At 36.6% G+C, this 26479-nt stretch carries 24 protein-coding genes; 16 read left to right on the top strand and 8 right to left on the bottom strand.

Annotation, left to right across the window (positions count from 1 at the left end; all coding sequences use genetic code 11):
* Positions 1–8 precede the first annotated feature (8 nt).
* From plsX to IGL90_RS12610, 13 genes are all read left to right on the top strand, one after another.
* Positions 9–1010 (top strand): phosphate acyltransferase PlsX, encoded by a 1002-nt coding sequence (gene plsX / locus IGL90_RS12670; RefSeq protein ID WP_002354938.1) that lies wholly within the window; start codon positions 9–11, stop codon positions 1008–1010.
* 136 nt (positions 1011–1146) lie between these two features.
* Entirely contained in the window at positions 1147–1386 is a 240-nt protein-coding gene (acpP, locus tag IGL90_RS12665) for an acyl carrier protein (protein ID WP_002354939.1), read from the top strand.
* Positions 1387–1649: 263 nt separating this feature from the next.
* Positions 1650–2690 (top strand): oligopeptide ABC transporter ATP-binding protein Opp2D, encoded by a 1041-nt coding sequence (opp2D, locus tag IGL90_RS12660; protein WP_002367425.1) that lies wholly within the window; start codon positions 1650–1652, stop codon positions 2688–2690.
* On the top strand, positions 2690–3634 hold the full coding sequence (gene opp2F, locus IGL90_RS12655; RefSeq protein WP_002354942.1) for an oligopeptide ABC transporter ATP-binding protein Opp2F: 945 nt from the start codon (positions 2690–2692) through the stop codon (positions 3632–3634). Before opp2D ends, opp2F begins: the two co-directional genes overlap by 1 nt.
* Complete coding sequence (gene opp2B / locus IGL90_RS12650; protein WP_002354943.1) at positions 3634–4596, top strand: oligopeptide ABC transporter permease Opp2B; 963 nt, start codon at positions 3634–3636, stop codon at positions 4594–4596. Before opp2F ends, opp2B begins: the two co-directional genes overlap by 1 nt.
* 27 nt (positions 4597–4623) lie before the next feature.
* On the top strand, positions 4624–5547 hold the full coding sequence (gene opp2C / locus IGL90_RS12645; protein ID WP_002365358.1) for an oligopeptide ABC transporter permease Opp2C: 924 nt from the start codon (positions 4624–4626) through the stop codon (positions 5545–5547).
* A gap of 28 nt (positions 5548–5575) precedes the next feature.
* A complete protein-coding gene (gene opp2A, locus IGL90_RS12640) occupies positions 5576–7354 on the top strand; it encodes an oligopeptide ABC transporter substrate-binding protein Opp2A (protein WP_002395965.1) in 1779 nt (592 codons plus the stop codon).
* 329 nt (positions 7355–7683) lie between these two features.
* Positions 7684–8376 (top strand): ribonuclease III, encoded by a 693-nt coding sequence (gene rnc, locus IGL90_RS12635; RefSeq protein WP_010777995.1) that lies wholly within the window; start codon positions 7684–7686, stop codon positions 8374–8376.
* Between the two features lie 20 nt (positions 8377–8396).
* Complete coding sequence (smc, locus tag IGL90_RS12630) at positions 8397–11975, top strand: chromosome segregation protein SMC (protein ID WP_010825549.1); 3579 nt, start codon at positions 8397–8399, stop codon at positions 11973–11975.
* A 24-nt stretch (positions 11976–11999) separates the two neighbouring features.
* Positions 12000–12827: a Cof-type HAD-IIB family hydrolase gene (locus tag IGL90_RS12625; RefSeq protein ID WP_002359053.1), complete on the top strand. Its 828-nt coding sequence runs from the start codon at positions 12000–12002 to the stop codon at positions 12825–12827.
* A 2-nt stretch (positions 12828–12829) separates the two neighbouring features.
* Positions 12830–14158, top strand: a complete 1329-nt coding sequence (ftsY, locus tag IGL90_RS12620; protein ID WP_010777993.1) for a signal recognition particle-docking protein FtsY — start codon at positions 12830–12832, stop codon at positions 14156–14158.
* 296 nt (positions 14159–14454) lie between these two features.
* A complete protein-coding gene (locus tag IGL90_RS12615) occupies positions 14455–14940 on the top strand; it encodes a cupin domain-containing protein (RefSeq protein WP_010777992.1) in 486 nt (161 codons plus the stop codon).
* 119 nt (positions 14941–15059) lie between these two features.
* Entirely contained in the window at positions 15060–15458 is a 399-nt protein-coding gene (locus IGL90_RS12610) for a VOC family protein (protein ID WP_002354951.1), read from the top strand.
* 108 nt (positions 15459–15566) lie between these two features.
* On the opposite strand, the gene IGL90_RS12605 is transcribed toward IGL90_RS12610, so the two are convergent.
* The 5 genes from IGL90_RS12605 to IGL90_RS12585 all read right to left on the bottom strand — a co-directional run bounded on the left by IGL90_RS12605 (position 15567) and on the right by IGL90_RS12585 (position 20348).
* The gene (locus IGL90_RS12605; protein ID WP_010777991.1) at positions 15567–17123 is read right to left on the bottom strand and encodes an ATP-binding cassette domain-containing protein; all 1557 of its coding nucleotides are present in this window, start codon (positions 17121–17123) and stop codon (positions 15567–15569) included.
* Positions 17116–18033 carry a radical SAM protein gene (locus IGL90_RS12600; RefSeq protein ID WP_010777990.1) on the bottom strand — a complete coding sequence of 306 codons (918 nt, stop codon included), beginning with the start codon at positions 18031–18033 and terminating at the stop codon, positions 17116–17118. Before IGL90_RS12600 ends, IGL90_RS12605 begins: the two co-directional genes overlap by 8 nt.
* A complete protein-coding gene (locus IGL90_RS12595; protein WP_010777989.1) occupies positions 18014–18835 on the bottom strand; it encodes a hypothetical protein in 822 nt (273 codons plus the stop codon). Before IGL90_RS12595 ends, IGL90_RS12600 begins: the two co-directional genes overlap by 20 nt.
* Complete coding sequence (locus IGL90_RS12590; protein WP_010777988.1) at positions 18807–20081, bottom strand: radical SAM/SPASM domain-containing protein; 1275 nt, start codon at positions 20079–20081, stop codon at positions 18807–18809. Before IGL90_RS12590 ends, IGL90_RS12595 begins: the two co-directional genes overlap by 29 nt.
* 78 nt (positions 20082–20159) lie before the next feature.
* Entirely contained in the window at positions 20160–20348 is a 189-nt protein-coding gene (locus tag IGL90_RS12585; RefSeq protein WP_010777987.1) for a hypothetical protein, read from the bottom strand.
* 193 nt (positions 20349–20541) lie between these two features.
* Between IGL90_RS12585 and IGL90_RS12580 the strand changes: the two genes are divergently transcribed.
* Positions 20542–21408, top strand: coding sequence for a helix-turn-helix domain-containing protein (locus tag IGL90_RS12580; protein WP_002415662.1), 867 nt, complete (start codon positions 20542–20544; stop codon positions 21406–21408).
* 59 nt (positions 21409–21467) lie between these two features.
* Here the strand turns inward: IGL90_RS12580 and IGL90_RS12575 are convergent, their stop codons facing one another.
* Both IGL90_RS12575 and IGL90_RS12570 read right to left on the bottom strand, forming a co-directional pair.
* Complete coding sequence (locus IGL90_RS12575; RefSeq protein ID WP_002365354.1) at positions 21468–22364, bottom strand: YitT family protein; 897 nt, start codon at positions 22362–22364, stop codon at positions 21468–21470.
* A 188-nt stretch (positions 22365–22552) separates the two neighbouring features.
* Positions 22553–23059: a cysteine hydrolase family protein gene (locus tag IGL90_RS12570; RefSeq protein WP_010820308.1), complete on the bottom strand. Its 507-nt coding sequence runs from the start codon at positions 23057–23059 to the stop codon at positions 22553–22555.
* A gap of 170 nt (positions 23060–23229) precedes the next feature.
* Between IGL90_RS12570 and gshAB the strand changes: the two genes are divergently transcribed.
* Together gshAB and IGL90_RS12560 are read left to right on the top strand one after the other, a co-directional pair.
* Positions 23230–25500, top strand: coding sequence for a bifunctional glutamate--cysteine ligase/glutathione synthetase (gshAB, locus tag IGL90_RS12565; protein WP_002361023.1), 2271 nt, complete (start codon positions 23230–23232; stop codon positions 25498–25500).
* A gap of 190 nt (positions 25501–25690) precedes the next feature.
* Positions 25691–25792 (top strand): putative holin-like toxin, encoded by a 102-nt coding sequence (locus IGL90_RS12560; protein WP_021164442.1) that lies wholly within the window; start codon positions 25691–25693, stop codon positions 25790–25792.
* Between the two features lie 185 nt (positions 25793–25977).
* Here IGL90_RS12560 and IGL90_RS12555 read toward each other — a convergent pair whose 3' ends face one another.
* Positions 25978–26430 carry a YueI family protein gene (locus tag IGL90_RS12555; RefSeq protein WP_002359057.1) on the bottom strand — a complete coding sequence of 151 codons (453 nt, stop codon included), beginning with the start codon at positions 26428–26430 and terminating at the stop codon, positions 25978–25980.
* Between the last annotated feature and the right edge of the window lie 49 nt (positions 26431–26479).

Here is a 26479-nt window from a genome sequence, read left to right as displayed (position 1 = left end):
AATCACTCATGAAAATTGCTGTAGATGCAATGGGTGGAGATAACGCCCCACAAGCAATTGTTGAAGGGGTTATGCTAGCCAAACAAGACTTCCCAGACATTGAATTTCAATTATATGGAAAAGAAGCCGAAATAAAAAAATACATCACCGATGAAAAAAACATTACGATTATTCATACCGATGAAAAAATTGCTAGTGACGATGAGCCAGTGAAGGCAATCCGTCGTAAGAAAACTGCCTCCATGGTTTTAGCAGCGCAAGCAGTTAAAAATGGGGAAGCCGATGCGATTTTTTCTGCAGGCAACACCGGAGCGCTATTAGCAGCGGGTCTGTTCATTGTCGGCCGCATCAAAAATGTGGAACGTCCCGGTTTGATGTCAACTTTACCTGTCATGGGAGAACCAGACAAAGGGTTTGACATGTTAGATTTAGGAGCCAATGCAGACAATAAACCAGAACATTTGGTTCAGTATGCCGTTTTAGGTTCATTCTATGCTGAAAAAGTTCGGAACGTTCAGAATCCTCGTGTCGGTCTATTAAATAACGGAACTGAGGAAACAAAGGGCAGTGAATTAACGAAAAAAGCCTTCGAATTGTTAGCAGCAGATGAAACGATTAATTTTGTCGGAAACGTTGAAGCACGAGAATTATTAAATGGCGTAGCTGACGTGGTGGTGACAGATGGCTTCACAGGGAATGCCGTTTTAAAATCCATCGAAGGCACAGCTATGAACATGATGAGCTTGCTGAAAACAGCGATTCTTTCTGAAGGTGTCAAAGGAAAAATGGGCGCCTTATTATTAAAGAATGCGTTGCGTGGCATGAAAGACGAAATGGACTACTCAAAACATGGGGGAGCGGTTTTATTTGGCTTAAAAGCGCCAGTCATTAAAACGCATGGGGCCACGGGTCCTGATGCCGTCCGCTACACCATTCGTCAAATTCATACAATGTTAGAAACCCAAGTTGTCCCACAATTAGTGGAATATTATGAAGGCAAAGCAGAGTAATTTGCAATTGTCTTGACATCAGTTTGTTACTCAAATGAAAAAAAGATGGACAAATACCCAAATTGTGAGTACAATGTATCTTAGCGTTTTAGTAAAAGAAAGAACCTTTTTTCAAAAGCAGTGGAGGTGAATACAGTTGACTCGTGAAGAAGTACTTCAAAAAGTAGCGAAGATTATCTCAAACCACTTTGATATTGAAGCGGATCAAGTAACAGATCAATTAAACATTAAAGATGATTTGAACGCTGACTCAATTAGCGTAATGGAGTTTGTTTTAGAACTTGAAGATGAATTTGGAACAGAGATTTCAGATGAAGATGCAGAAAAAATTGAAACAGTTGGTGCCGCTGTAGATTATATTGTGAGTAATTCATAAAAAATAATAAGACAAAGTCGATTAACATTCCTGTTAATCGACTTTTTTTGCGTACATAATGGTTATTTTATTAAGCAATAAGGCTATTTTTACACATATTTTTGTAAAAAAAATCATACATGTAAAAAAATAACTGCGAAAAAAGTTATTTTATCTTGCTTTTTATGGAATAATTCTATAAAATTATGAAAAAACAATGAGCTGTAAATTAACATTGATAAAAATTAGAAAGTGCTATCATTAAATATTAGTTAATTTATATAATGTTTTTGAAAGGACGTAAGGGGTGCGTATGGATGCAAGGAAATGAACAATTACTAGAGGTTTCAGGATTAGAAACAGCATTTAGAATCAAAGATGATTATTATAATGCCGTCGATGATGTTTCATTTGAATTGAAGAAAAATGAGATTCTAGCAATCGTCGGAGAATCTGGTTGTGGAAAAAGTACCTTAGCAACAACGATTATGGGCTTACATGATCCCAATCATACCAAAATTACTGGGGAAATTTTATACAACAATTTAAACTTAACTACGTTTAATGAAACATTGTACAACAAAGTCAGAGGAAACGATATTGGGATGATTTTCCAAGATCCGTTGTCTGCACTGAATCCGCTCATGCGAATTGAAGACCAAATTAAAGAAAGTCTCACGTATCATACCAAAATGACCGCACAACAAAAACAAGCACGGGCCATTGAACTGTTAGATCAAGTGGGAATTCCCAACCCAGAGCGTGTCGGGAAACAGTATCCTCATGAATTGTCTGGCGGCATGCGCCAACGGGTGATTATTGCCATTGCAATCGCGTGTAAACCACCGATTTTAATTGCAGATGAACCAACAACGGCCTTAGACGTTACCATTCAGGCACAAATTCTCGATTTGTTAAAAGATTTACAAGAAGAAACAGGGAGCGGCATTATTTTAATTACCCATGACTTAGGTGTAGTTGCGGAAATGGCTGATCGTGTAGCGGTTATGTATGCGGGTCAGTTTGTAGAAGTAGCCACTGCTGAAGAATTGTTTAGTCATCCGAAACATCCATATACACGTTCCTTACTTCAGTCCATTCCCCAAGAGAATTCTGATGAAGAAGAACTTCATGTGATTGAAGGGATTGTTCCTTCGTTAACCAAATTACCTAGAAAAGGTTGTCGGTTTGCCCCACGAATTCCTTGGATTGATGCATCGGAACATGAAGAAAATCCAACATTACATGAAGTTGCACCGAATCATTATGTTCGTTGTACATGTTATAAACATTTTCATTTTAGAGACGGGGAAGGGGAAGCGTAATGACAGAAATTATTCAAATTAAAGATTTAAAAGTTCATTATCCAATTCGCAGCGGCTTCTTCAATCGAATCACTGATCATGTTTTGGCGGTTGATGGTGTGGATTTCATGATTGAACAAGGTAAAACGTATGGGTTAGTTGGTGAATCGGGTTCTGGAAAATCAACGACAGGAAAAGCAATTATTGGTTTAGAAAAAATTACAAATGGTGAAATTATTTATCAAGGACAAGATGTAACCAAGCCGCGAAGTCGAAAAGCGATTGGATACAACAAAGATGTCCAAATGATTTTCCAAGATTCGATGTCAAGTTTAAACCCTAAAAAACGAGTACTAGATATTATCGCCGAACCAATTCGAAATTTTGAACGGTTAAGTGACCAAGAAGAAAAGAAAAAAGTCAAAAGTTTGTTGGACATTGTGGGGATGCCAGAAGATGCGTTGTACAAATATCCTCATGAATTTTCTGGTGGACAACGCCAACGTTTAGGCGTCGCCCGAGCGGTGGCTACCAGCCCCAAATTAATTATTGCAGATGAACCTGTTTCAGCACTGGACTTATCTGTGCAAGCACAGGTATTGAATTTTATGAAGAACATTCAACAGGAATATGGGTTAAGTTACTTATTTATTTCCCATGATTTGGGCGTAGTTAAACATATGTGTGACAACATTGCCATTATGTACAAAGGCCGTTTTGTAGAAATCGGTACACGCCAAGATATTTACACTAATCCACAACACATTTATACCAAACGCTTACTTTCAGCAATTCCTAAAATTGACGTAGCGAACCGAGAAGCTCACAAAGAAGAACGAAGAAGAGTTGAGCAAGAGTATCGGGAAAATCATAAAGACTATTATGATGAAAATGGGCGGGTTTATAACTTACATGCGATTAGTCCAACCCACCAAGTAGCGTTAAAAAATGGAGGTGCTGAATAATGTGGAAAACAATTTTACGCCGTTTGTTATTGATGATTCCGCAAGTGATTATTTTAAGTGTCTTGATTTTCCTGTTGGCTAAAATGATGCCAGGTGATCCGTTTACAGGATTGATTAATCCGAACCAAGACCCGAAAGTGATTGAAGCCATGCGCGAAGCTGCCGGGTTAAATGATCCTTGGTACGAACAATATTTCCGTTGGATTGGCAATGCCTTACATGGAGATTTTGGGCATAGTTTTATCTTTAAGTTACCTGTGTCCACGCTCATTGCTGGTCGGGTGGGGAATACGATTGCATTGGCCGCTGTGTCAGTTATAATCACGTATTTAATCGCCATTCCTTTCGGTTTAATTGCTGGCCGTTACCAAAATTCATGGTTTGACAAAATGGTGGTTATCTACAACTTCTTCAGTTTTGCCGTGCCATTATTCATCTTTGCCTTGATTATGCTCTTTATTTTTGGGTATCGCTTAGACTGGTTCCCAACGAGTGGAACCGTGACTGTTGGTTTGGCTGAGGGAACGTGGCCGTATTATTTAGATAAACTGAAGCATTTAATTTTACCAGGGGTCACTCAAGCGTTGCTAGGGACAGCGGTCACTATTCAATATTTGCGCAGTGAAGTGATTGATGTTAAAAACATGGACTTTGTTCGTACTGCTCGTTCAAAAGGAGTGCCAACGAATAAAATTTTTAATCGACACATTTTTAGAAATGCAGCATTACCAATTGCCTCTCAATTAGGTTATGAAATTACTGCTTTGATTGCCGGATCAGTCGTTATTGAAAAGATTTTTGCTTTCCCAGGAATTGGAAAATTATTTATTGATAGTATCATTCAACGTGACTATTCCGTTATTACCGCTCTCGTGTTGATTTTGGGATTGGCAACCCTTATCGGAACCTTAATTTCTGATATTGTAATGAGTATTGTTGATCCAAGAATTCGAATTCAGTAGAAAAAACACGAAGAAAGGGTGATAAAAATGGAATTGACAGAAGAAAAAAGAGAAGAAGTCTTACAAGAAAGTATTCCACCAATGGGCTTTCGGATGATTGCGCGAGAATTCGTCAAAGAAAAAATGGCGATGTTTTCTTTAATCCTTTTGGTCATTATCTTATTAGCCGTTTTTATCGGTTCGTTAGTGTTAGACCAAAGTGCCGTTATGCATGTAAGTATTTTAGATAAGTATGCGGAACCAGGTACCGTTACAATGAATGGCACCAAGTTCATTTTAGGTGCCGATGAAGGGGGTCGTGATGTTTTAGGACAATTGATTATCGGGGCTAGGAACTCGATTTTAATCGGTTTTGCCATTACGATTATTACGTCTATTATCGGGGTCGGTTTAGGGATTATTTCCGGTTATTATGGAGGCATGATTGATAATATTTTGATGCGTATCGTGGATTTTATTATGATTTTGCCAATTATGTTAATTATTATTGTGTTCGTTTCCGTGATTCCTAAATATAGTATCTGGTCCTTTATTTGGATTATGTGTGCGTTTTATTGGGTTGGAAAAGCGCGGTTGTTCCGCAGTAAAACGTTATCTGAAGGGCGCCGAGATTACGTTAGTGCCTCTAAGACAATGGGAACAAGCGATTTTAAAATTATGTTTCGAGAAATTATGCCGAATTTAAGTTCATTAATTATTACGAACTTAACGATTAATTTCGCGGCCAATATCGGGATCGAAACAACGTTAACTTTCTTAGGCTTCGGGTTACCACAAAGTGTCCCAAGTTTAGGAACCTTAATTGGCTACGCCAGCAGTGGGGATGTATTAGTCAATAAACAATGGGTTTGGTTACCTGCATCAATTCTAATTTTAGTCTTGATGTTAAGTATAAACTATGTTGGACAAGCATTTAAGCGCTCAGCAGATGCACGACAACGATTAGGCTAATTAGCCAAAAAATGAGGGAGGAAAAGAGATGAACAAGAAACGGATTTTAGGTGCAATCACGTTAGCTTCTGTGTTAGTATTCGGGTTAGCTGCATGTGGTGGCGGCAATAAAGGCGGGGGCAATAAAGCAACGGAAACAGAAGACATTTCAAAAATGCCAATCGCTGTTAAAAATGATAAAAAAGCAATTGATGGCGGGACATTAGATGTCGCTGTAGTTATGGATACACAATTCCAAGGACTTTTCCAGCAAGAATTTTATCAAGACAACTATGATGCACAATACATGCTTCCAACGGTACAGCCATTATTTAACAATGATGCAGACTTTAAGATTGTCGATGGGGGTCCTGCGGATCTGAAATTAGATGAAGATGCCAATACAGCAACCATTAAATTACGTGACAATTTGAAATGGTCTGACGGTAAAGATGTGACGGCAGATGACGTGATTTTCTCTTATGAAGTCATTGGTCATAAAGACTATACAGGGATTCGTTATGATGATAACTTTACGAATATTGTTGGTATGGAAGACTACCATGCTGGTAAATCGCCAACCATTTCTGGCATAGAAAAAGTCAATGATAAAGAAGTTAAAATCACTTATAAAGAAGTTCACCCAGGAATGCAACAATTAGGTGGCGGTGTTTGGGGTTCAGTTTTACCAAAACATGCCTTTGAAGGAATTGCTGTCAAAGACATGGAGTCAAGCGATGCAGTTCGTAAAAACCCTGTGACTATTGGACCATACTACATGAGTAATATTGTGACAGGTGAATCTGTTGAATACCTACCAAATGAGTATTACTACGGTGGCAAACCTAAATTAGATAAATTAGTGTTCAAATCTGTTCCTTCTGCGAGCATTGTAGAAGCGATGAAAGCGAAACAATACGATATTGCATTATCAATGCCAACAGATACGTATCCAACATACAAAGATACTGAAGGGTATCAAATCTTAGGACGTCCCGAACAAGCCTACACGTATATTGGCTTTAAAATGGGTACGTTTGACAAAGAAACCAATACAGTGAAATACAATCCAAAAGCTAAAATGGCAGATAAAAGCTTACGTCAAGCCATGGGCTATGCAATTGACAATGATGCAGTCGGCCAAAAATTCTACAACGGCTTACGAACAGGGGCAACAACGTTAATCCCACCAGTCTTCAAGAGCTTGCATGATAGCGAAGCGAAAGGCTATACGCTTGATTTAGACAAAGCGAAAAAATTATTAGACGATGCTGGTTATAAAGACGTAGACGGCGATGGCATTCGCGAAGACAAAGAAGGCAAACCACTAGAAATCAAGTTTGCTTCAATGTCAGGCGGCGAAACTGCACAACCACTTGCTGATTACTATGTCCAACAATGGAAAGAAATTGGCTTAAACGTAACGTATACAACAGGACGCTTAATTGATTTCCAAGCCTTCTATGATAAATTGAAAAATGATGACCCAGAAGTAGATATCTATCAAGGCGCGTGGGGCACAGGTTCAGATCCTTCACCAACCGGCTTATATGGTCCAAACTCAGCCTTTAACTATACACGTTTTGAGTCAGAAGAAAATACTAAATTACTTGATGCGATTGATTCAAAAGCATCATTTGATGAAGAAAAACGTAAAAAAGCCTTCTACGATTGGCAAGAGTATGCCATTGATGAAGCGTTTGTAATCCCAACGCTTTACAGAAATGAAGTCTTGCCTGTCAACGACCGTGTAGTTGACTTTACTTGGGCAGTTGATACGAAAGATAATCCATGGGCAACGGTGGGTGTCACTGCGGAAAAACGTTAAACAACGTTCCGCTGATTTAATAGAGATAGAACGAGGTCGGGACAGAAGTGTTTAACTCCGAGAAATAAGGAGGAGTTGCTTCTGTTCCCGCCGTTTATCAGTTTTTGAGCGTGGCGCAAAAATCCAAAGTGATTTTTGTCCCACGCTCTTTCTATCTCTTACGTAAACAAACGCTTTTATCTCAGTCATAGCTCTATTTATTTATTTTTTTCTAAAAAATAATGAGAACACAGTGAATAACAGGCTTTTTCTGAATAGAACCATTTAAAAAAAGTGAAAAAAAAAGTATAATGAAACAAGGTGTAAATAAATGTAAAGGAATGTGGAGAATGGACAATCAGTTAACAACAGAGTTAAAAGAACGTTACGGCATTGTTTTCCATGATGTCAATCTATTAGAGCAAGCTTTTACTCATTCATCCTATGTGAATGAGCATCGCTATTTAAAATTATCCGATAATGAACGTCTTGAATTTTTAGGAGATGCAGTTTTAGAATTAATTGTTTCACAATATTTGTATTTAAAATTCCCAGAACTTCCAGAAGGAAAATTAACGAAGATGCGCGCAGCCATCGTTCGGGAAGATAGTTTAGCCAAATTTGCGAAAGAATGTCACTTCGACAACTACATTTTATTAGGTAAAGGAGAAGAAGCATCGGGCGGACGAACACGTGCATCATTATTATGTGACTTATTTGAAGCCTTTTTAGGTGCCCTCTACTTAGACCAAAAATTTGGCGCAGCCAAGAAATTTATTGAAGACGTTATTTTTCCGAAAATTGATGCCGGTGCTTTTTCACATGAGATGGATCACAAAACACAATTACAAGAAGTTTTACAACGCAAAGGCGATGTTTCAATTGAATATCGCTTAATTAAAGAAGAAGGCCCTGCTCATGACCGCACCTTTTTCACTGAAGTTTACATGAATGGTGAACTCATTGGGTTAGGCCAAGGAAAATCGAAGAAGTTAGCTGAACAGGATGCCGCTGAGCGGGCACTGAAAAGTATTCCTCAGTAAGGCTGGAAGGAGCAATATTCGTGTATTTAAAACGAATTGAAATTACAGGATTTAAATCATTTGCAGATAAAACCATTATTGAATTTGAAGATGATGTGACAGCAGTGGTTGGTCCGAATGGAAGTGGGAAAAGTAATATCACGGAAGCTGTTCGCTGGGTATTAGGTGAACAATCTGCGAAAAACCTTCGCGGTGGCAAAATGAACGACATTATCTTTGCCGGTTCGGAAGGTCGTAAGCCGCTAAATATTGCGGAAGTTACCGTGACGTTAGACAACAGCGACCATTATTTAGCATTGGATTATAGTGAGATTAGTGTCACCCGTCGTTTAAAACGAACGGGCGAAAGTGACTTTTTTATTAATAAACAAGCGTGCCGTTTAAAAGACATTCAAGATTTATTTATGGATTCAGGGTTAGGCAAAGAATCTTTTTCAATTATTTCACAAGGGAAAGTTGAAGCGATTTTTAATAGTAAACCTGAAGACCGTCGTGGGATCTTTGAAGAAGCAGCGGGCGTTTTAAAATACAAACAACGGAAGAAAAAGGCTGAACAAAAGCTTTTCGAAACTGAGGACAACTTAAGCCGTGTCCAAGATATCATTTACGAGTTGGAAGACCAATTAGTTCCTCTAGCCGCCCAAGCAGATGCGGCTAAAAAGTATTTAGCTTTGAAAGAAGAACTTACCGAAATTGATGTCAATTTAACTGTGACCGAAATTCAAGAAGCAAAAGCTATTTGGGAAACGAAAACGCAAGAATTAACAGCCATTGAAGAAAAGTTAGCCGGCGCAAGTAAGCAAGTCCATGACTTAGAAGGCAAATTGGTACGTTTACGCAGCAAGCGCAATCGTTTAGATGAACAAATTGAAACGGAACAACAACAATTATTACAAGTGACAGAAGCGTTGAAACAAGCAGAAGGACAAAAAAATGTTTTAATTGAACGTTCCAAACACACCTCCCAAACGGCAAGCGAATACGAAGAGACATTGGCAGAAACGGCCGAAAAAATTGTTCGTTATCGAGAAGAATTGCAGACGCTGGAAACAGCAATCGCAGAAAAAACGGCACAACGTCAGACGTTAAAAGAAGCATTGGCTTTGGCAACGAAAGATGTGGAAAAATATAGTAAGTCTTCTAAAGAATTGATGGAGGAATTGCGCAGCCAGTATGTGGAAGTCATGCAAGAACAAGCCAATACAGCCAATGACTTAAAATATTTAGAACGACAATATCAACAAGAAACAGCTAAAAATCAACAATCGCTAGCAAAACACGAAGCGCTAGAAGAACAGATGGTTGAAGCTCTCGCAATGAAAGAGACGCTAGAAAAAGAGCAAAAAGTTGCAAAACAAGGCTTACAAGAACAGCTGGAAGAATACACTGCGTTGAAAGCAACGCTTGAAGCCAAACGTGAACGATTAGCACAGCGTCAAAATGATATGTACCAAGCGATGAATCAAGTGCAACAAGCGAAGGCACGCCAAAAAAGTTTGCAAGAAATTCAAGAAAATTACGCTGGCTTCTATCAAGGCGTGAAAGCTGTATTGCGTCACAAAAACCAACTAACTGGGATTGTTGGCGCAGTGGCTGAGTTAATTGAAGTGCCTAAAGAATATACGTTGGCGATTGAAACGGCCTTAGGTGGTGCGGCGCAACATATTGTTGTGGAAAATGAGAAAGATGGTCGAGCAGGCATCACCTTCTTAAAACAACAACACAGTGGCCGAGCAACCTTTTTACCATTGACTACCATTAAGCCGCGCTCTGTATCGGCGATGGTTCAGAATCGTTTGACTGGTGCACCAGGATTCGTAGGGATTGCCAGTGAATTAGTTCGTTATCCAGAACAAGTACAAACCGTTATTCAAAATCTCTTAGGCGTCACGATTTTAGCGGCAGATTTAACGAGTGCCAACCAGTTAGCAAAATTAGTCAATTACCAATATCGCGTTGTCTCATTGGAAGGCGATGTGATGAATCCTGGCGGTTCGATGACTGGGGGAGCCAATAAACGTGGCAACCAAGGAAGCCTATTTTCACAAGCGCAAGAACTTCAAACAATTACTGAACAAATGACTCAATTAGAAACACAACTAAGAAGTGTAGAACAAGAAGTCCAAGCGCTCTCGCAAGAAGTGAAAACAGCCACGGAACGTGCAGAAATGTTGCGCTCTGCTGGTGAACAAAATCGTTTAAAACAACAAGAAATTGACAATAAATTAGCCAATCAAACAGAAACGATTACTCGTTTAACAAAAGAAAAACGCTTGTTTGAATATGAATCACGTGAATTGCATCAATTCTTAACCGAATATCAAACGAAAAAAGCCACATTGACAGAGCAACAAGCAAACTTAACGGCAACGAAAGAACGTTTAGATGCTGAAATGAAACAAGTGGAACAAGAAGCTAGCCAAATGGAAACCTTTAAAGCCCAAGCGCAAGAACGCTTGACGACAGTTCAAGCAGAACAAGCAGTAGCGGCGGAACAATGTGCCCATTTTGCTCGTCAAAAACAAGACAAACAAGAACAATTGGACGAATTGTTGATTCGAGAAACGGCCATCCGTCAACAGCTACAACAATTAAGTAGCCATTCTAGCGATCACCAGTTAACCGAAGAAGGCTTAGCGGCACAAGTCGCGCAATTAGCGGAGAAACAAACAGCGTTGCAAACGTCTTTACAAACGGCACGTAGTCAACGACAAGCGTTGCAAGAAGAAGTAGACGAGTTAGATACAAAATTAGCGGAAGAAAACAAACGCCAACAACAGTATTTAGCAGATAAAACACAAATCGAAGTCCTAAAAAATCGTGCAGAAATGCAATTAGATAGCTCATTAAGTTACTTACAGGAAGAATACAGCTTAACCTTTGAAGCTGCCTATGAAGCGTATTTCCCAATCGATGATTTGGCGCAAGCGCAGCAAACAGTGAAACGCCTAAAACAAGAAATTGAGCGGTTAGGACCTGTTAACTTAAGTGCCATCGAGCAATTTGAACAAGTCGATGAGCGCCATCAATTTTTAGTCAGTCAACGAGATGATTTATTAAATGCGAAAGAACAATTATTTGAAACCATGGATGAAATGGACCAAGAAGTGAAAGAACGGTTTAAAGAAGTCTTTGAAGCAATTCGTGGCCAGTTCAAAGTGGTATTTCCTAATATGTTTGGTGGCGGACGGGCAGAACTGGTGCTAACCAACCCAGAGGATCTCTTGAATACAGGGATTGAGATTGAGGCGCAACCACCAGGGAAAAAATTACAACATTTAAGCTTGTTGTCTGGAGGCGAACGAGCATTAACGGCGATTGCATTACTCTTTTCAATTATTCGTGTTCGACCAGTTCCGTTCTGTATTTTAGATGAAGTAGAAGCAGCTTTAGATGAAGCCAACGTTGCTCGTTTTGGCCATTATTTAAGCGAATTTGAAGATGGCACACAGTTTATTGTGGTGACGCATCGTAAAGGGACAATGGAAGCCGCAGATGTTTTATATGGCGTGACTATGCAAGAATCTGGGGTTTCAAAAATCGTTTCAGTTCGCTTGGAAGAGGTCAAAGAAGGTGGCGCAATTGAAAAAAGCAATTAGCCAGAAGCAAGGAGGAGCGAACGTTTGATAAAATTAGTTGCTATTGATTTAGATGGAACATTATTAAATAGCCAAAAAGAGATTTCTTTACGGAATAAACAAGCACTGATGGCTGCGAAACAAGCAGGCGTGAAAGTTGTTATCTGCACAGGTCGACCTTTGGCAGCCATTGGTCCTTACTTAGAAGAATTAGGTTTACAAGATGAAGGCGATTATAGCATTACTTTTAACGGCGGGTTGGTTCAAAAAAATGATACAGGGGCCATTATTGAGAAAACATTGATGCCCTTGGAAGCGATTCATGAGCTGTACCAATTAGCAACCACACTCAATATGCCGTTTGATGTCTTATCCGATGAGGTCGTGATGCAACTGCCTTCTGCCCCAAATTATCCTTCAATTTATAGTTCTCTAAACAAATTATTAACCTTTGAGTCCTACAAATTAGAAGAGTTAACCCCGAATCGAATTTATAATAAAGTTGTTGTTGCGATTGATGAAGCGTATTTAAATGAACGCATCAAGGAAATTCCAGCCTCTTTTTATGAGCGCTTTGAAATTATTAAAACGCGAAATAACTTATTAGAATTTATGCCAAAAGGGATTACGAAAGCCTATGGTATTTCCTTGTTAGCCAAAGATTTAGGAATCCGTGCAGAAGAAATCATGACCCTAGGGGACGAAGAAAACGATTTACCGATGATCGAATACGCTGGCTTAGGTGTCGCCATGGCAAATGCGATTCCATTAGTTAAAGAAGCCGCAGATGTCGTCACAGACACGAATGACCAAGATGGCGTTGCCAAAGCGGTCGAAAAATATATTTTAACGCCGTTGGAAGGAGGCCAATAAGAATGGGATTTTTTGATAAAATTAAAAAAGCTTTTTCCGCTGAAAAAAAGGAAGAAGAAAAACAAGAGATAATTGAAGAAACAGTAGACGAAACACCTAGTGATGAATCAGCGCCTGCTGAATCAAAAGAAACCGCAGCAGAAGAGGCGCAAATAACGCCAGAAACGACAGCGGAAGAAGTCACAGAAACAGCCGATTTAACAGATAACGCTGAAATGGAAAAATTAGCTGATGTAGAAGAAGCGTTAGATGAAGAGCCAGAAGAAATCCTGACAGAGGAAACACAAGAAGTTGTTGTGGAAGCGCCTGAGGAAGAAAATAACGTCGTGACTCCTTTGGCAGAAACAACAGACACGCAGGTTTCAGAAGAAATTGAAGAGTCAAAAGAAGAGCAGGTCCAAGAAAAATATGAAAAAGGCTTGGAAAAAACGCGTAAAACATTTGGTCAACGGTTGAACGAATTGTTTGCTAATTTCCGAAGCGTCGATGAAGATTTCTTTGAAGAATTAGAAGAAACGTTAATTGGTGCAGATGTAGGCTTTGATACATCCTTAAAAATTACAGAAGCCTTGCGACAAGAAGTGAAACTGCGAAATGTGAAAAAACCAGCTCAAGTTCAAAATACCATCATTGAAAAAATGGTTGATTTGTATGAAGAAGCAGGAATTAATGAAAATAATGCGATTAACTTACAGCCAAATGGCTTAACCGTGATTTTATTTGTCGGTGTTAATGGAGTCGGTAAAACAACCAGCATTGGTAAATTAGCCCATCAATACAAGTTGGAAGGAAAGAAAGTTTTAATGGCAGCTGCCGATACGTTCCGAGCGGGCGCCATCGATCAATTAGTTGTTTGGGGCGAACGGGCTGGCGTTGAAGTTGTACGTGGGAATGCTGGCGGCGACCCAGCAGCGGTCGTTTTCGATGCAGTGGAACGTGCCAAGGCAGAACAGGCCGATGTTTTGCTAGTGGATACAGCAGGTCGTTTACAAAATAAAGTCAACTTAATGAAAGAATTAGAAAAAATCAAACGAGTCATCCAACGAGAAATTCCAGATGCGCCTCACGAAGTTCTCTTAGTCGTGGACGCAACTACTGGGCAAAATGCGATGACACAAGCCAAACAGTTCAAAGAAACAACCGATGTCACTGGTTTAGTTTTAACCAAACTAGACGGAACAGCCAAAGGTGGTATTGTCATTGCTATTCGGAATGAATTACACTTGCCAGTGAAATTAGTTGGTCTAGGTGAAGGCATTAACGATTTAGAACCATTTAATGCCAACGATTTCGCAATGGGCTTATTTAAAGGCTTATTAAAAGATGTTTAGTTGTAGAAAATAAACAGGTTTGGGAAGAACGTGGGACAGGAGCCTGGGACAAAAATCACTTTGGATTTTTGTCCCAGGCTCAAAACCTGATAAACGGCGGGAACAGAACCAACTCCTTCGGAAATAAGTCGAAATTCTCCAAAAATTAAAGAGCAATTTTCGGAAATTTCTTCTTATTTCTCGGAGCTAAACGGTTCTGTCCCGACCTCCTGTCCCGCCGTTTATTTTAGGATTGGGACGGATGTTCTAAGTTCTTCCTAAATTGTTTCTGAAAAAATGAAGGAGTGAGGGAGAAGATGACAGAACAAATGTGGATTGAGAAGTTAGGATTAGAAGCGCATCCTGAGGGCGGTTATTTTAAACAAACCAATAAAAGTGAACAATTGATTCCGACCAAACGAGGCGAACGGGCGTTGCATACAGCGATTTTGTTTCTATTAAATACAGAAAGTCCGTCACATTTTCATCGTTTAAAAGCGGATGAATTATGGTTTTTTCACGATGGTCAGCCGTTAACCGTTCACTGTATTTTTCCTGATGGAACGTATCAAGCTGTTCAGTTAGGGAAAGACTTAGTTCAAGGACAACAGCTTTCGTTCTCAGTTCCTGCCGGCACAATCTTTGGCTCTACAGTAGCGGCAGGATTTGCGTTAGTCAGTTGTGTGGTTACACCAGGCTTTGAGTTTGAAGACTTCGAGTTATTTACTCAAGCGGAATTGTTAAACGATTATCCACAACATAGTGAAATCATTCAGCACTTGGCTTATCGAGAATTACCTTAAGAAAACGTTTTAGTAACATTTCTTTTATGAATATGCTAGTATAAATCAAACAAGCTTGTTGATTTTGTCGCAACGCACAGTTAGCTGTCGTAGATGATTAAAAGAAAGGGATGAATCACATGGGCACAATGGTTTTTGTTAACTTCCCAGTAGCGGATGTCCAACGTTCTACAGCCTTTTATGAAAAACTTGGATTCAAAAAGAACGAGGAATTTTCAACAGAGGAAGCTAGTTCGATGATGTGGGATGATCAATTTTGGATTATGTTGTTGAACCATGACTTTTATGGAAAATTTATCCAAGAAAAGCAAATTATTGATGCGCAAACAACCAGTGGGGCATTAATTTCCTTTAGTTTAGAGAGTGCCGAAGCCGTAAAACAGTTTGGCGAAACCGCCAAAGCTAACGGAGGCAACTGCTACCGAGTTGATATGGGAATACCAGAAGAGCAAATGTATGGCTTAGAAGTGCAAGATTTGGATGGCAATAGCTTAGAACCTGTCTGGATGAAGATGTAAAAAGAGCCGCAAAATCTCTACAGAAAAAATATTATAACCAAACAAAAATATACGCCATTCTTCAAACTTAGATTAAAAAGTCTAACTTTGAAAATGGTGTATATTCTTTTACATTTGAATTACTTCATCAAATTTACTAGAAATATCATTGTTTACATGATGAAGAACAGCAAGGACTGTTTTAGAACTTTCAGCTAATAGGGATAAAACTTTTTCAGTATTTTCTTTATCTGTTGAAGAAGTTGGTTCATCTACCAATAAAAATGGACGATTTTCATATAGCGCCCGAGCCAAGGAAACTAACATAGCCTCACCACCACTGATTGTGGCAGTAGATTGATTGGAAATTATTTCAAAATTGGCACCAAAAACTTTTTTACCAATTTCATGTAACTTCTCTTTATTAGGTTTATTGAAAGAAGTAATATTTTCTGCGACTGTCCCATCATAAAGCTTGGCTTTTTGGGAAACATAGCCAATCATTGTCGAGAAGTCGACTGTGCGTAATTCTTGTTGTTGATTCAATAATATTTTTCCTTGATACTGATTTATCTCTTGTGTCAATAATTTTAGGAAAGATGATTTTCCACTTCCGTTTTTACCAATGATTATATACTTTTTTCCTGAATATAATTCTAAATTAATCGGACCAATATTTTTTTCTTCATAAGTAATCAAAACATTATTAAATAAAATTGTTTTGGGAACTATAGAAGAATGAAGAAGTTTAGGTTCGGTGGAAAGCAAGACATCATTAACTTTGCGAATCTCTTTTGTAGAATAAAGTTCTGTTAATACAGTTGAGAGCCAAAAAATAGGAGTAGTAATTGTTTCGACAGATTGTGTTATCGCTAATAGTTCGGGAAAAGTCAATTCTTGCTGGCGAATTAAAAAAATACCTATTAATAACAAACCAATTTGAATAAACCACCCACAAGTATCATTAATAACTGTTATCGTTGATTGGAAAAAATTATTCTTGAAAAAATGTTTTTCAGCTTCTTTGTTTTTTTGAGAAAAACGAGGAAAGAGATGTTTGCCAATAGAAAAAATTTTTAATACTGCTAAGTCTTCAAAAATATCTTGCAATGTTTGTACAATATTAGCTTGTGAATCATTAAATTTTTTTTGATATATAGCGATTTTTTTGACAAAATGTTTCGTTGTAAAAAAAGAAATCAACGTTAAGGCTAATAAATAGAGCCAAATATGCCAATTAATTGTTAGAATTAATAGCGAACCTAGAGAAAATGAACAAATAAAATAAATCAAACTAATTAGCGCACCTAGATATTTTTTTATCACAAAAGGATTGTCAATCGTCATTATTTTAACAACTTTTTCTGTAGGATATTTTTTTATTAAAGTAGCCAGCGGTAACCGAATCAAAGCTTGGTACATTTGATTATTCATTTTTTTTAAAGAACTGGCAAAAAAATGTTGTTGAACAATTTGTGATCCTAAATTAATTAAAACAAGACTAAATAGAATTCCTAAGTTGATACAAACTAAGATGTAAAAAGGGAAAGTTTGTTCTTGTTTAATATAATTTGAGTCGAATAAAATCAGTAGCGAAAAAATCGGTTTGTAGGTAGCGAAAAGTAATGTCATCAGAAATGTAGCAAGGAATAACTTTCGATTTTTACTGAATAAAAATTTAAGCATCGAGGTGGGATGTCCTTTCTATGAATAATTTTTCTAATATAAAATATGGATTTATTATCTTTTCTTCTGTTTGTTTTAAATAAGAATCAAAGTCTTGAGAAATCTCCTTATACAAATAATCAAGGAGAGTTAAATTTTCTAATGTCAAACAGATAGTTTTTGCACCTAATGACCTTGGATAGAGTGAAATTGATGTGTCAGGAGATATCCAAATAGATGAAAAGAAGTTATCTATTTGTTTCTGATAATCAATTTTTAGTGATTTTACGGAATGTAAATCTGTAATTATTAAAGGAAGGTCCTTATCTAAAGAGTAAGTAACGATTTTTTTATAAATATTATTTGCATTGGCGAACAGAATATTGTTTAATGCTTTTCCTATAGGCAGGCAAGAATTAATTCTCCAAAAATTTGGTTTTATTTTTTTTATCAAAACAGAAAGCTCATCTAAAGTTTCAAAATTTTGACTAGACACAGTAGTAGCTAGGGTTAAAGGTATGTTTTTTTTAATTATTTTATTAATATTTTGTATAGTTGATTTATAGCTGCCTCGCCTTTTTCTTAAAATATCGTGAATAGCCGAGGGACCATCTACACTAATTATAAAAGAATCAATTACATTTGAATCCAGAAGATTTTCATCTATAATAGTTCCATTTGTGTATAACGTAGTATGAAACCCTAAATGTTTAGCAGTATAGAATATTTCTTTACTATATTGATAAAGAAGGGGTTCCCCACCAGTGAAAGATATAGAGTTACATCCCTGAATTTTTAAAGAAAGTAAGATGTTTTTACAATGTGCAAAAGGAATGCTTTGATGGGAGACTTCAGAATCTGTTGCATAACAAAATGAACAATTTAGATTACAATTATCAGTTAACATAATATTAGCATGTCTTTTTTTCAAAAAATCCCTCCCCGTGTAGTAAATGTATATAATACGCTAAAGGAAAATAATTGTAAGAATGATTTAATACATAAGTAGAATAGACTGATTTCAACATACTTAAATAATATTCTTTCTTGTCCAAAAGTATCTCATATAAAAGGTTGTCAGTTAATTCACCTAAAAAAATTTCATTATCAGCATATAATTGTAACTTGTTATCTATGAAAAGTTGTGTAGGTAATCCAGATTTTTTTTCATGACAGGAGTTACCGGAACATGCATGTACATTGCAGGGATGATTTTGAATTAAACTTGTTTTTAAATGTTTTTTTTCAAGTAATAAGTATTTATTAGAGTGATTACAAATTAAATGAATAACACTATCATATATATTCAACGGACTATCTATATCAGGACAGATGATTGGATTACATATTGTATAACCATTGAAACTTTTTGAAATATCCAATGCTTTAATAAGTTTACTTTTGCTGAAGCTTTTATCAATTTCAATATTATAAAACAAAATGTCTCTTAAACTGTTCAGTTTGTTCAACGAGGATAGAGAAATGCTTCGGTAGGAACACTGGAAAATTTTTGGTAGTGGAGATTCATCACAAATAAAACGATTGAACAACTTATTAAAATTTACGGATGGAAATTTAGTTTGTAGTGTAGAGACTAAATTTTGAGAAGGCTCGGTTAAAACAATTGTTTGAATATTGAGCTCTAATGCTTGCTGAATAATATTTAATACGTTGGCTTCTGATAAACCAGAAGCTAGCGTTATGCTAGGGAATTCTAAATTTGTGTACTTCATCAATATGCTCCTCCAATATATCAAATAGATTACACATCACAGGGTCTACGGAATTGATATCTCCATTAGAAAAATGATACGCTCTTGAGCGACATCCTCCATGACAATTTTTAAAAAAGGCACAACTTTTTTTATGACGGCATTCTATATCATTTTTTTTAGTTTCCATTAAGGCACACATTTTTTCCAAGGGAGTGTGTAAGATATTTCCTAAACAAAACATAGATGAATGATCTATGCGTAATGAGGGACAAATACCCACATTGCCTAAATGATCGATAAATAAAAAACTCTTTTGTATGCCACAGTCATTAGCATAGATACAATTTTTTGAAATGTTGCATTCATTTTCAAATGTAAATTGAGTAGAACTAGTTTGTTGATCGACTGCAATAACTTTATAAGCTTCAACTAATCTGTAAAACTCTTTAATGTCGACACAATCAGCTCTACCTGTAGGAATTATAATATCCATCAAATAATCAACTGTAAGTTCTTGTTTTAAAAAATTAACGAAGTCTTCAATTTCAATGTTAGATTTTCCATCTAATATTGAATTCACTCTGACAGGAACTCTTTCTTCTTTTAATAATTTGATAGAATTTAATGTTGTATTGAAGGCTCCTACTTTTCCTCTAAATGTATCATGTTGTTTATCTGTTAAAAAATCTAAGCTTGTAACAATACTAATATGAAATTTTTTTATTAAAGCAAGATGCTTATTTTTTAGAAGAGTTAGATTAGTAAATATTTTTATTGAAAAACCTGATTTAAATAGATATTCCAAAATATCAACTATGTCCTTTCTAAGAAGAGGTTCTCCACCAGTTAATTGAACTTTAAAAATACCTAAAGATTTGGCTTGATCAATAAGTTTAAATAGCTCAGCAGTAGTTAGAGTATCTTTTATAGAATATAAAGATTCATTATAGCAATGCTGACATTTTAAATTACATTTTTTACTTAATTCTATAAACAGCATCTCTACTGAATAGTTTTTTATAAAAAAATTATCGCAAGATAATTGTGAAATGGAAGTCAATATATTTTTTTCCTTAAGTTCCATAATTAAAGAAGAAATTTCTACATATTTATCTGAATCAATACCGTTTAATTTTTGTATTTCATTAAGCAAATGAAACATATCTTCATTAATAGTGGTCTTTTTTTGGTCTTTTTTCTCAAATAAAAAATAGTGTTGGTCTTCTTTAATAATAGAAAAAGCATTATTAAAATATAATTTCATAAAACGACTCCTTTGCATAATAACTTAACAAGAGTGGAAAAACTATCCACTCTTGTTTTTTAATGTATCATTCAAAAATTAGGCGCGTATGTTTGAAGCGCTACAATGACATGTGCCGCAAATAATATGATTTTCTGTAGGTTTTTTTGTATCAGAGACAAATGCAGGATTAATAGATGTGATTTTTAACGTTCCAAAAAGATTGTTTTTTTGGTTCACATGTACATGATTTACTTCTACGTTGTATTTTTTAGTTTTGATTTTCATAAAGAGTCCTCCTAATTGTGTAATTTTTATCAAAAATTAGAAAAACCATAAAATATAAAAATTAATATAAATAATAATCACCTCCAGTCTATATTTGTATTTTTCTGAATTTTTGATTAGAATTATGTTAACAAATAAAATTAAGAAAAAATCAGTTTGTACACTTTAGTCACAAGTATTATAAAAAGGAGTGATGGTGGTGAAATGGAATTTTGGGAAAGTTTATAAGGAGGTAAGAGAGTCTAAAGGTATTTCGCAGAAAAAAATTTGTCATGAAGCATTATCCAGAACAACCTTATCCAAATTAGAAAATTGTAAAATAATGCCCAGTTATCAAACTATGGAGTATTTATTACAACAAATAAATATGAGTTTTTCTGAGTTCGAGTATATATGTAATGTTTATCAGCCCCAGGAAAGAGAGTGTATCATTGAAGAATTCAATTCTTTAATAAATAATACAGACAAAGTGAATATCAAGGACTTGCTAAAACGATGCGAAAAATTTTTAAAAATAACGGATGATTATTATATCAAAGATATTCAGATGCTATTAAAAGCTCAGTTAGCCTTCCAATTAGAATCAATGAGTAGCAATGTGTGCAAATCGAAACTGCTAATTAGTCAAATTTGGACTAGATTAGAGAAAATGGATGTATGGTATTATAATGAGATTCGCTTACTTAATGGTATTTTGTTTTATTTCCCACTTGAAACAATCGAAGCCATATCCGATAAGTTATTGTATTCTTTAAAGAAATACAGTACATATGCTAAAATTAAAGATCTTGAAATATCTATATTGACTAATTTATCAACCATTTATTTGAAAAATTGTAAGATGGCTGAGTGTGAAAATGTTTTGCTTCGAATGAAACAACTAGCACTAGATTTAAAACGATATGATTTTTTAGGCGTTTATTTTGTTAGAATGGGAATTTGTGAAAAAAATAGCGTACTAATAGAGCGAGGAATGAAAATCTTAACATTAACCGATGAAAACGAATTAATCGAAGAATTGAATAAAGAAATCGAATTTTTTAAGATGACTGAACAATAGAGTATAAATTAAGAGCCGCAAAATCTCTACAGATTTTGCGGCTCTTTTCCTACAAAAAACTATTGTAAATTATTGGCATTAGTAGCTTCAACGCCATAAGAATCAGCTACTTTTTTCAAGCTAAATCCTTTTCCGTAGACTTCACTCGCACTCATTGAAATCAAAAAAGCTTCTTCATCAATCTCAAGAATGGCTTCTTTTAAGCGGGGAAAATCTTTTTCACGAATGACAGTCATTAAGAGCATGCCTTTCGCGCTTCGATAACCGCCTTCGATTGGCACCAAGGTCACACCTTTATCTAGTTCACGTAATAAGCGTTCTTGAATAGCGACATATTTTGGTGAAATAATCATCACATTCTTCGAGCGAACCAGACCAACTTGAATCATGTCAACGACACGACCAATTGTAAATAAACAAATTAAAGAGAATAGCACAATATCTGCATTAAAAGCATACATTGCTGATAAAATGACTAAACCATCGACGAATAAAATAGCAATACCTAAGGAAACTTTGAAGTATTTATTGACAATTTGTGAAATGATTGCTGTCCCACCAGTTGAAGCATTGCCACGGAAAACCAAGCCTAGGCCAGCACCTGTAATAATACCGCCAAATAATGCTGCTAGAAAAATATTATGTGTTAAAACAGGCATCCCCGAAGTAATTCCTACAAAAAATGGATAAATAAGACTGCCATAAATGGTTTTGACACCGACCTCTTTCCCAAGAAGTAAGAAACAAAGCACTAAAAGAGGAATATTGATGGCGTAAAGAACAATGGCGGGACTAATCCCGAAAACATAATTAATAACAATACTAATACCATTGGCTCCGCCTGCGACAAGTTTATTTGGCAATAAGACCGCATTGATTGAAATGGCCAAAATGAATGCACCGACTGTTACATAGGCGGTGTCTTTTAAACGTTGGGCTGTAAAAAATTTGTTCATAAAATACCTCCAATTATTTATTAGTTTAGTGAATGATGACATAAAAAAAGACAGAACATGAGAGACAAGCCTAATCGACTTATGTCCCACACTCTAAATCTTCAACTAATCAACTGAACACTTTTTCCTTATACTAACATGAAATACGACAAGAAAACATAGTGAACAAACAATTTTTGGAAAAGCCCTCAATTTATTGAAGGCAAAAAAGTCAAAAAGCGGCCAGCCCAAATAGCTTCATGATGTTGGATAATTTGTGCCGCGGTTAAATGTCCATTATCCAAGGTGGAAGTGGTTTTCGGTGTCATCAAACACGTATAGCCTAAACCATGAGCCATCCGAATTGTAGTGTCCACACAAAACTCGGTTTGCACGCCAGCAATTTCTAACGTTTGAATGTCGTGTTCCGTCAATAAATCATTTAAATTTGTTTGGTAAAAGGCATTCGCATGTGTTTTGCGGATGAAAAAATCTGTGGGCTGTGCATCCAGCTTTTCAAAAAGTTGCCAAGAGTCTGAGCCAAAAGGTAGTTCAGTTTCTTCATGTTGAACAAAAATAATGGGCGCATGGTGTTGGCGGTAGACAGCAATACGCTGATTGACCTTTTCCAACACTGCTGGCAGACGGTACAATTGCTGCGTCGGACTTTCGATGCCTTTTTGAAAGTCAATTAAAAGTAATGCACGATTTTTCATGAGCAATCCCCACTTTCTATAAACTAGTTGTTTTCAGTATAACGGAAAAAGGTGCTCTCTAAAAGTGTCTCGAAAATTCCCAAGCGAACGTTCAAAAAAACAGCATATTTACTCGTTTTCCTATATAATAGTAAGAGAAACAGATAGTTTGTAGAAAGAAAGGCGACAAGATGAATTATAGAGAATTAATGCAAAAGAAAAATGTTCGTCCTTACGTATTGATGGCTCGTTTTGGTTTAGAAAAAGAAAACCAACGTAGTACACGAGAAGGGCTTTTAGCGACAACTGATCATCCAACGGTTTTTGGTAACCGTTCTTATCATCCATATATTCAAACAGATTTTAGTGAAACACAATTAGAACTAATCACGCCTGTAGCAAATAGCGGCACAGAAATGCTTCGTTTTTTAGATGCCATTCACGATGTGGCTCGTCGTTCGATTCCAGAAGATGAAATGCTGTGGCCATTAAGTATGCCGCCACAATTACCAACAAAAGATGAAGAGATTAAAATTGCTAAATTAGATCAATATGATGCAGTGTTATATCGTCGTTATTTGGCAAAAGAGTATGGCAAACGAAAACAAATGGTCAGCGGAATTCATTTTAATTTTGAGTATGACCAAGCCCTGATTCAGCAATTATATGATGAACAATCCGAAGTGACAGATTGCAAACAATTTAAAACGAAAGTGTACATGAAAGTTGCCCGTAACTTTTTACGTTATCGCTGGTTAATTACGTATCTTTTTGGGGCTTCACCAGTTAGTGAAGACGGCTACTTTAGAGTCTATGACGACCAACCGCAAGAACCCATTCGCAGTATTCGGAATAGTACGTATGGCTACAGAAATCATGACAATGTGAAAGTATCGTATGCCTCATTGGAACGCTATTTAGAAGATATTCATCGCATGGTGGAAAATGGTTTACTTTCTGAAGAAAAAGAATTTTATGCGCCTGTGCGCTTACGTGGCGGGAAACAAATGTCTGATCTGCCTAAAACAGGTATTCGCTATATCGAGTTGCGTAATTTAGACTTAAATCCTTTTTCACGTTTAGGCATTGTGGAAGATACCGTGGATTTCTTACATTATTTCATGTTGTATTTATTGTGGACAGATGAAAAAGAAGAAGCGGATGAATGGGTAAAAACTGGCGATATTTTTAATGAACAAGTGGCTCTTGGTCATCCTCATGAAACGATTAAGTTAATTGCAGAAGGCGATCGGATTTTTTCAGAAATGATTGATATGTTAGATGCTCTAGGCATTCGTAAAGGCAAAGAAGTTGTCGGTAAGTATTATCAACAACTGCGGAATCCACAAGACACCGTTTCTGGCAAAATGTGGACGATTATTCAAGAAAACTCCAACAGTGAACTGGGAAATATTTTTGGAAACCAATATCAAAGTATGGCCTTTGAACGCCCTTATCAATTAGCTGGTTTCCGTGAGATGGAATTATCCACACAAATTTTCTTGTTTGATGCGATTCAAAAAGGTTTGGAAATCGAAATTTTAGATGAACAAGAGCAATTTTTGAAACTGCAACATGGCGAGCACATTGAATACGTCAAAAATGCCAACATGACTAGCAAAGATAACTACGTGGTACCATTGATTATGGAAAACAAAACCGTGACAAAGAAAATTTTGTCTGCAGCAGGGTTCCATGTGCCTGGCGGTGAAGAATTTTCATCTTTTATTGAGGCACAGGAAGCACATTTACGCTACGCCAATAAAGCGTTTGTCGTGAAACCAAAATCAACGAATTACGGTTTAGGAATTACCATTTTTAAAGAAGGCGCTTCGTTGGAAGACTTTACGGAAGCGTTACGGATTGCTTTTAAAGAGGACACAGCGGTTTTAATTGAAGAATTTTTACCTGGAACAGAATATCGGTTCTTTGTGTTAGATAATGATGTAAAAGCCATCATGTTGCGCGTGCCAGCCAATGTTACGGGAGATGGCAAACACACTGTAGAAGAATTGGTGGCCGCTAAAAATAGTGATCCATTGCGGGGGACCAATCACCGTGCACCACTAGAGTTAATCCAGTTAAATGATTTAGAAAAACTAATGTTGAAAGAACAAGGTTTAACTATCTATTCTGTGCCAGAAAAAGAGCAAATCGTGTACTTGCGAGAAAATTCTAATGTTAGCACGGGCGGGGATTCGATTGATATGACCGATGTCATTGATGATAGTTATAAACAAATCGCCATTGAGGCCGTAGCTGCTTTAGGAGCCAAAATTTGTGGTATTGATTTAATCATTCCTGACAAAGACGTAAAAGGCGCACGTGATAGCTTAACGTACGGGATTATCGAAGCAAACTTTAATCCAGCCATGCACATGCATGTGTATCCTTACGCTGGAAAAGGACGCCGTTTAACAATGGACGTTTTAAAACTTTTATACCCAGAAGTGGTTCAATAAAAAAAGAATACCGCCAAAAAATTCATAATAGATTTTTTGGCGGTATTCTTTATAAAAACGTTTTCTTGGTGAACCCAATAGGTTATACTAAAACTATTACCAATGAAAGTTGTATGACGGTGGCTCTGAGTTAGAGAGGCAGGTGATGCCTATGTGTATCCGATGCACTTTAACGAAAGGAGCATTTTTTTTGTCAATCGAAGCGACATTGGAATTGATGATTAGTTTTGCAACCCTTGTTGCGTTACTGATTTTCGGTATCCTTGAAGCAACGAAAAACGATAAAAAATAACCGTTCATAAGCTTAGACGGCTGAACGGTTAAAGAACAATAAAAACTTAACTCAGTAAGCCACCAGTTCTTATAACTGGCGCTGGTATAAAGGAGAGGTATGTTACCCGCATACCTCTCTTTTTCATCTTTATAATAGCACAATTCTATTATAAATGGAAGCGCTCATAACTTTCCTTGAGCTTTTTATGAGTGAAATAGCTTTTGCCAAAAGCCTTTTTTAGCTGTTGGCTCTTCTTTTGGCGTTTCTGTTGCTTGAGGATATTTTTCTGTAACGTCAATCACAGGTTCATCGACTGCATGTTTTTCAGCTAACAGTAAGCCGAGAGAGTCAGGGTTGTTCTCCACAAAATTGTTAACAATCTTAAAGGTTGCGCCATGCTGATTTAATAATTTAATATAGGTACTTTGCAGGTCAGAAGAGATTTCGCCATTTAAAAGTACTGTAACTTCAGGATGCTTCGCTAATTCTTCTAATAAATGTTTTTGGTTCTGTGCATCTTTCATTTCAGCGACGGTCATGGAGAGACGGCAGCGTTCACGAAATGTGCCCATGTATTTGTGTTGTTCTTCAGGATTAACGAGGGGCGTACCGTACATTCCTTTATCCAGACGTTGTTGTAAGTCATCATTCGCCATTCAGTAACACTCCTTTCCTAACGTTTCCCTCCATTATAGCATATCTTAG

It is taken from the genome of Enterococcus sp. DIV1307a (assembly GCF_050537425.1).
In the GTDB taxonomy this organism is placed as follows: domain Bacteria; phylum Bacillota; class Bacilli; order Lactobacillales; family Enterococcaceae; genus Enterococcus; species Enterococcus faecalis.
The sequence above is the reverse complement of the archived record's forward strand: the minus strand, read 5'-3'. Positions and strand labels throughout refer to the sequence as shown.

Bases quoted from the DNA above. Each gene is read 5' to 3' on its own strand.
- plsX (WP_002354938.1), top strand. From the start codon at position 9: ATGAAAATTGCTGTAGATGCAATGGGTGGAGATAACGCCCCACAAGCA.
- opp2D (WP_002367425.1), top strand. From the start codon at position 1,650: ATGTTTTTGAAAGGACGTAAGGGGTGCGTATGGATGCAAGGAAATGAA.
- opp2F (WP_002354942.1), top strand. From the start codon at position 2,690: ATGACAGAAATTATTCAAATTAAAGATTTAAAAGTTCATTATCCAATT.
- opp2B (WP_002354943.1), top strand. From the start codon at position 3,634: ATGTGGAAAACAATTTTACGCCGTTTGTTATTGATGATTCCGCAAGTG.
- opp2C (WP_002365358.1), top strand. From the start codon at position 4,624: ATGGAATTGACAGAAGAAAAAAGAGAAGAAGTCTTACAAGAAAGTATT.
- opp2A (WP_002395965.1), top strand. From the start codon at position 5,576: ATGAACAAGAAACGGATTTTAGGTGCAATCACGTTAGCTTCTGTGTTA.
- rnc (WP_010777995.1), top strand. From the start codon at position 7,684: ATGGACAATCAGTTAACAACAGAGTTAAAAGAACGTTACGGCATTGTT.
- ftsY (WP_010777993.1), top strand. From the start codon at position 12,830: ATGGGATTTTTTGATAAAATTAAAAAAGCTTTTTCCGCTGAAAAAAAG.
- IGL90_RS12615 (WP_010777992.1), top strand. From the start codon at position 14,455: ATGACAGAACAAATGTGGATTGAGAAGTTAGGATTAGAAGCGCATCCT.
- IGL90_RS12610 (WP_002354951.1), top strand. From the start codon at position 15,060: ATGGGCACAATGGTTTTTGTTAACTTCCCAGTAGCGGATGTCCAACGT.
- IGL90_RS12605 (WP_010777991.1), bottom strand. From the start codon at position 17,123: ATGCTTAAATTTTTATTCAGTAAAAATCGAAAGTTATTCCTTGCTACA.
- IGL90_RS12595 (WP_010777989.1), bottom strand. From the start codon at position 18,835: ATGAAGTACACAAATTTAGAATTCCCTAGCATAACGCTAGCTTCTGGT.
- IGL90_RS12590 (WP_010777988.1), bottom strand. From the start codon at position 20,081: ATGAAATTATATTTTAATAATGCTTTTTCTATTATTAAAGAAGACCAA.
- IGL90_RS12585 (WP_010777987.1), bottom strand. From the start codon at position 20,348: ATGAAAATCAAAACTAAAAAATACAACGTAGAAGTAAATCATGTACAT.
- IGL90_RS12580 (WP_002415662.1), top strand. From the start codon at position 20,542: ATGGTGGTGAAATGGAATTTTGGGAAAGTTTATAAGGAGGTAAGAGAG.
- IGL90_RS12575 (WP_002365354.1), bottom strand. From the start codon at position 22,364: ATGAACAAATTTTTTACAGCCCAACGTTTAAAAGACACCGCCTATGTA.
- IGL90_RS12570 (WP_010820308.1), bottom strand. From the start codon at position 23,059: ATGAAAAATCGTGCATTACTTTTAATTGACTTTCAAAAAGGCATCGAA.
- gshAB (WP_002361023.1), top strand. From the start codon at position 23,230: ATGAATTATAGAGAATTAATGCAAAAGAAAAATGTTCGTCCTTACGTA.
- IGL90_RS12555 (WP_002359057.1), bottom strand. From the start codon at position 26,430: ATGGCGAATGATGACTTACAACAACGTCTGGATAAAGGAATGTACGGT.